Below are 4,129 nucleotides of genomic sequence, written 5' to 3'. Positions count from 1 at the left end.
TCTCGATGGGCAGCTGCGCCAATGGCGGCGGCTATTACCATTACAGCTATTCGGTGGTGCGCGGGTGCGACCGGATCGTGCCGGTCGACATCTATGTGCCGGGCTGCCCGCCGACGGCGGAGGCGTTGCTGTACGGGATCATGCAGCTACAGCGGAAGATCAGGCGTAGCGGGAGCATCGAGCGATGACCCGCGGGCGACGGGGCTGGGCCATATTCGCGGCGCTGCTGCCGCTGACGGTCATCAACCTGGTGAATGTCGCGCGCCAGCACGCCGACGTGGCAGCGGCATGGCCGATATGGCGCCCGATGGTCATCCAGCTCACTTTGGTGCTCGCCGGAGCGGTGCTGGTGGCGGCTTTGGCGTTCGGCGTGCAGGCGTGGCGCAAGGGCGCCGATGCGTAGCCCCGCGCCCGCCTATGCGGTCGACCTGAACGACGCGACGATCGACGCCGCGCGCGCGGCCCTGGGCGAGGCGCTGCTCGATGCGCGGGCGCGGGTCGGCGAGGTGCAGCTGTTCGTGGCGCGCGACAGCCTGGTGACGACGCTGACCGCGCTGCGCGACACGCCGGGGCTGGCGTATCAGCAGCTGATGGAGATCGCGGGCGTCGATTACCCGGATCGGGCCGAACGGTTCGACGTGGTCTATTGCTTGCTGTCGCTGACCCGCAATCACCGCATCCAGGTGCACGTCTCGACCGACGAGGAGCAGCCGATCCCGTCCGTCACCGGGCTGTGGCCGGTCGCGGGCTGGCTGGAGCGCGAGGTGTACGACCTGTTCGGCGTGCTGTTCGACGGCAATGCCGACCTGCGCCGTATCCTGACCGACTACGGCTTTCGCGGCCATCCGCTGCGCAAGGACTTCCCGCAGACCGGCTATACCGAGCTGCGCTACTCGGAAGAGGAGAAGCGCGTCGTCTACCAGCCGGTGCAGCTGGCGCAGGACTGGCGGACGTTCGACTTCCTCTCGCCCTGGGAGGGCGGCGCGTATCAGCTGCCCGGCGACGAGAAGGCGGCGCTGCCCGAGGCCAAGGGCGCGCAGACGCCGCTGCCGGCCGATGCGGTGCAGAAGGCCGGCGCGGCGCAGTCGGCAGCCAAGGCGCCGGCCGGGACGGACGGTACCTATGCGGCTGGCACGTCGTCGCAGGGGCAGGCCAAGGGCGGCAACGCCGCGGCCGACAAGCCGAAGGATCCCGATGTCGTGCCCGGCACGGGAGGGCAGAACCAGTGATGGCATGTCTCGCCAGGGAAGCGTTGGAGGTCGTCCGTGACTGATACCCTCACGGCCCCGGCCGACGCGCCGGCGCCCGCCACGACCGACGTCGACCCTTATGTCTCCGAGCTCCTCCACGAGCCGACGCCCGGCGAGGAGACGACCGGCGACGTCACGATCACCAACTACACGATCAACTTCGGGCCGCAGCACCCGGCGGCGCATGGCGTGCTCCGGCTCGTCATGGAGCTGGACGGCGAGCTGATCGAGCGGATCGATCCGCATGTCGGGCTGCTCCATCGCGGCACCGAGAAGCTGATCGAGTATCGCACCTATACGCAGAACATCCCGTATTTCGATCGACTCGATTACTGTTCGCCGCTGTGCATGGAGCATACGTTCGTGCTCGCGATCGAGAAGCTGCTCGATCTGGAGGTGCCGCTGCGCGCGCAATATCTGCGCGTGTTCTTCGCCGAGCTGACGCGGATCAGCAACCACATGCTCAACCTCGGGTCGCACGTCATGGACGTCGGCGCGATGACGCCGAACCTGTGGCTGTTCGAGATCCGCGAGGATTGCTACAATTTCTTCGAGCGCATGTCCGGCGCGCGGATGCATCACAACTACTTCCGCCCGGGCGGGGTGCATCAGGACGTGCCGCTCAAGCTCTTGACCGACATCGCCGACTGGCTCGACACGCGCCTGCCGCGGCTGTTCGAGGATGCGATCAGCCTGGTCGCGGACAACCGCATCTTCAAGCAGCGCAACGTCGACATCGCGACGGTGAGCCGGGAGGACGCGATCGCCTGGGGCTTTTCCGGCCCGATGATCCGCGCCGCCGGGTTGCCCTGGGACCTGCGCAAGTCGCAGCCCTATGACGTGTACGCGAAGATGGACTTCGACGTGCCGGTGGGGACGCGCGGCGACTGCTACGACCGCTTCATGGTGCGCGTCGAGGAGGTGCGGCAGTCGGCGCGGATCATGAAGCAATGCCTGGCCGAGATGCCCGAGGGGCCGGTGCAGAGCCTCGACCGCAAGGTGGTGCCGCCCAAGCGCGCGGACATGAAGCGATCGATGGAGGCGCTGATCCACCACTTCAAGCTCTACACCGAGGGCTATCACGTCCCCGCCGGTGAGGTCTATGTCGCGACCGAGAGCCCCAAGGGCGAGTTCGGCGTGTATCTGGTCGCGGACGGGACCAACAAGCCGTACCGCTGCAAGATCAGGCCGACCGCGTTCAGCCATCTGCAGGCGATGGACTTCATGAGCCGGGGGCATATGCTGGCCGACACGACGGCCATTCTGGGCGCGATGGATATCGTGTTCGGGGAGTGTGACCGGTGAGTATCATCGATCAACTGGCGCGAGGTCCAACGCTGTTCCCGCGCTGGCTTCGTGTCGCTTCGAACGTCGCGGCACCGATCTTGCTGCTCGGCTTCATCTATACGCAGATCGCCGGTTCGATGGCTGACCACAGAACGCTTGGATTGATGTTCATCATCGCCTTAGGCCTGTTGGGCATCGTGCAGCTTGGATATCGCGTCGGCTTTTCTCCGCGGACAGACATCTGATGGCTGAAGCCTCCAATATCCCCGACGAGGCCGAAGTCCGCGCGCGCTGGGGCGGGTTCGCGTGGACCGACGGGAACCAGCGCAAGGCGAACGAGGTGCTCGGGCGCTATCCCAAGGGGAGGGAGCAGTCGGCGTCGCTGCCGCTGCTCGACCTCGCCCAGCGGCAGGTGGGCGAGGAGACGCACACGCAGGGCTGGCTGCCCGTGCCCGTGATCGAGTTCGTCGCGCGCCAGATCGGCGTGCCCTATATGCGCGTGTTCGAAGTCGCGACCTTCTACACCATGTTCAACCTGGCGCCGGTCGGGCGCTACCATGTCCAGGTCTGCGGCACGACGCCGTGCCTGCTGGCGGGCTCCGACGACGTGCTCGCGGCGTGCAGGAACCACGGGCTGGCGAAGGGCCGCACGACCGCCGACGGGCTGTTCACGCTGACCGAGGTCGAGTGCCTGGGCGCGTGCGCCAACGCGCCGATGGTGCAGATCAACGACGATAATTACGAGGATCTGGACTACGACCGCACCACCGCCGTGCTGGAGGCGCTGACACGCGGCGAGCGGCTGCAGCCGGGCTCGACGACGGGGCGGCGCGACAGCTGCCCGGCGGGCGGCCCGACCACGCTGCGTGAGATGGTGGACGCGAACCATGATTATCGTGCGGCGTGGGGCGAGGTGGCGGTGCCGGCGGCGGTGACTTTGGACAAGGCCGGTGGCTGACTTCGACCCGCAACTCCTATTCGAAGTTCTCGGGCGTTTGCAGTCGGACGTGACGCAGCTTGGCGTTCGTCTGGACAAGGTCGACGCTCGTTTTGACCGCTTGGAAGGTCGCCTGACCCGGATCGAGGATAGGATGGAGCACCTGGAGAGCCGAGTGTCGGCGGTAAATCACCTGACTCAATCGGTTCTCGTCGAGATTACCGGTATCAACAAGCGCCTCGACAATCTCACAGCGGAGAGAGTCCAGATCGACCGACGGCTCAGTGCGCTGGAGGAGCGTGCTGATGCTCGCTGACAAGGACCGCATCTTCACCAACGTCTACGGGTTCCAACCCTGGGACCTCCCCGCCGCACGCGCGCGGGGAGATTGGGACAACACGGCCGCGCTGCTCGCGATCGGACAGGACGAGATCATCAACCGCATCAAGGCGAGCGGCCTGCGCGGGCGCGGCGGGGCGGGGTTTCCGACCGGCACGAAGTGGTCGTTCATGCCCAAGGAGCCGAAGCCGGACCGGCCCAACTTCCTGGTCATCAACGCCGACGAGTCCGAGCCCGGTTCGTGCAAGGACCGCGAGATCCTCCGCCACGATCCGCACAAGCTGATCGAGGGCGCGCTGGTCGCCGGCTTCGCGAT

Annotated in this window: 6 protein-coding genes and 2 pseudogenes; all 8 read left to right on the top strand. The window is 66.7% G+C overall.

The window, feature by feature from the left end; all coding sequences use genetic code 11:
• A pseudogene (locus tag ACFE64_RS15300) lies at window positions 1–188 on the top strand (NADH-quinone oxidoreductase subunit B); the annotation flags it as partial.
• Window positions 185–403, top strand: a complete 219-nt coding sequence (locus tag ACFE64_RS15295) for a hypothetical protein (protein WP_375393312.1) — start codon at window positions 185–187, stop codon at window positions 401–403. The pseudogene ACFE64_RS15300 and the gene ACFE64_RS15295, both read left to right, overlap by 4 nt.
• Window positions 396–1,229, top strand: a complete 834-nt coding sequence (locus ACFE64_RS15290) for an NADH-quinone oxidoreductase subunit C (protein ID WP_375393311.1) — start codon at window positions 396–398, stop codon at window positions 1,227–1,229. The genes ACFE64_RS15295 and ACFE64_RS15290 overlap by 8 nt, the downstream gene beginning before the upstream one ends.
• Before the next feature lie 159 nt (window positions 1,230–1,388).
• Window positions 1,389–2,555, top strand: a complete 1,167-nt coding sequence (locus ACFE64_RS15285; protein ID WP_375393313.1) for an NADH-quinone oxidoreductase subunit D — start codon at window positions 1,389–1,391, stop codon at window positions 2,553–2,555.
• Window positions 2,552–2,782 carry a hypothetical protein gene (locus ACFE64_RS15280; RefSeq protein ID WP_375393310.1) on the top strand — a complete coding sequence of 77 codons (231 nt, stop codon included), beginning with the start codon at window positions 2,552–2,554 and terminating at the stop codon, window positions 2,780–2,782. The genes ACFE64_RS15285 and ACFE64_RS15280 overlap by 4 nt, the downstream gene beginning before the upstream one ends.
• Entirely contained in the window at window positions 2,782–3,495 is a 714-nt protein-coding gene (locus ACFE64_RS15275) for a complex I 24 kDa subunit family protein (RefSeq protein ID WP_375393309.1), read from the top strand. The genes ACFE64_RS15280 and ACFE64_RS15275 overlap by 1 nt, the downstream gene beginning before the upstream one ends.
• The gene (locus ACFE64_RS15270) at window positions 3,488–3,790 is read left to right on the top strand and encodes a hypothetical protein (RefSeq protein WP_375393308.1); all 303 of its coding nucleotides are present in this window, start codon (window positions 3,488–3,490) and stop codon (window positions 3,788–3,790) included. The genes ACFE64_RS15275 and ACFE64_RS15270 overlap by 8 nt, the downstream gene beginning before the upstream one ends.
• A pseudogene (locus tag ACFE64_RS15265) lies at window positions 3,780–4,129 on the top strand (NADH-quinone oxidoreductase subunit F); the annotation flags it as partial. The gene ACFE64_RS15270 and the pseudogene ACFE64_RS15265, both read left to right, overlap by 11 nt.

The sequence above is a fragment of the uncultured Sphingomonas sp. genome (assembly GCF_964250165.1).
Lineage (GTDB): Bacteria > Pseudomonadota > Alphaproteobacteria > Sphingomonadales > Sphingomonadaceae > Sphingomonas.
Note: the sequence above shows the minus strand (reverse complement) of the source record. Positions and strands in the feature narration are given on the sequence as shown.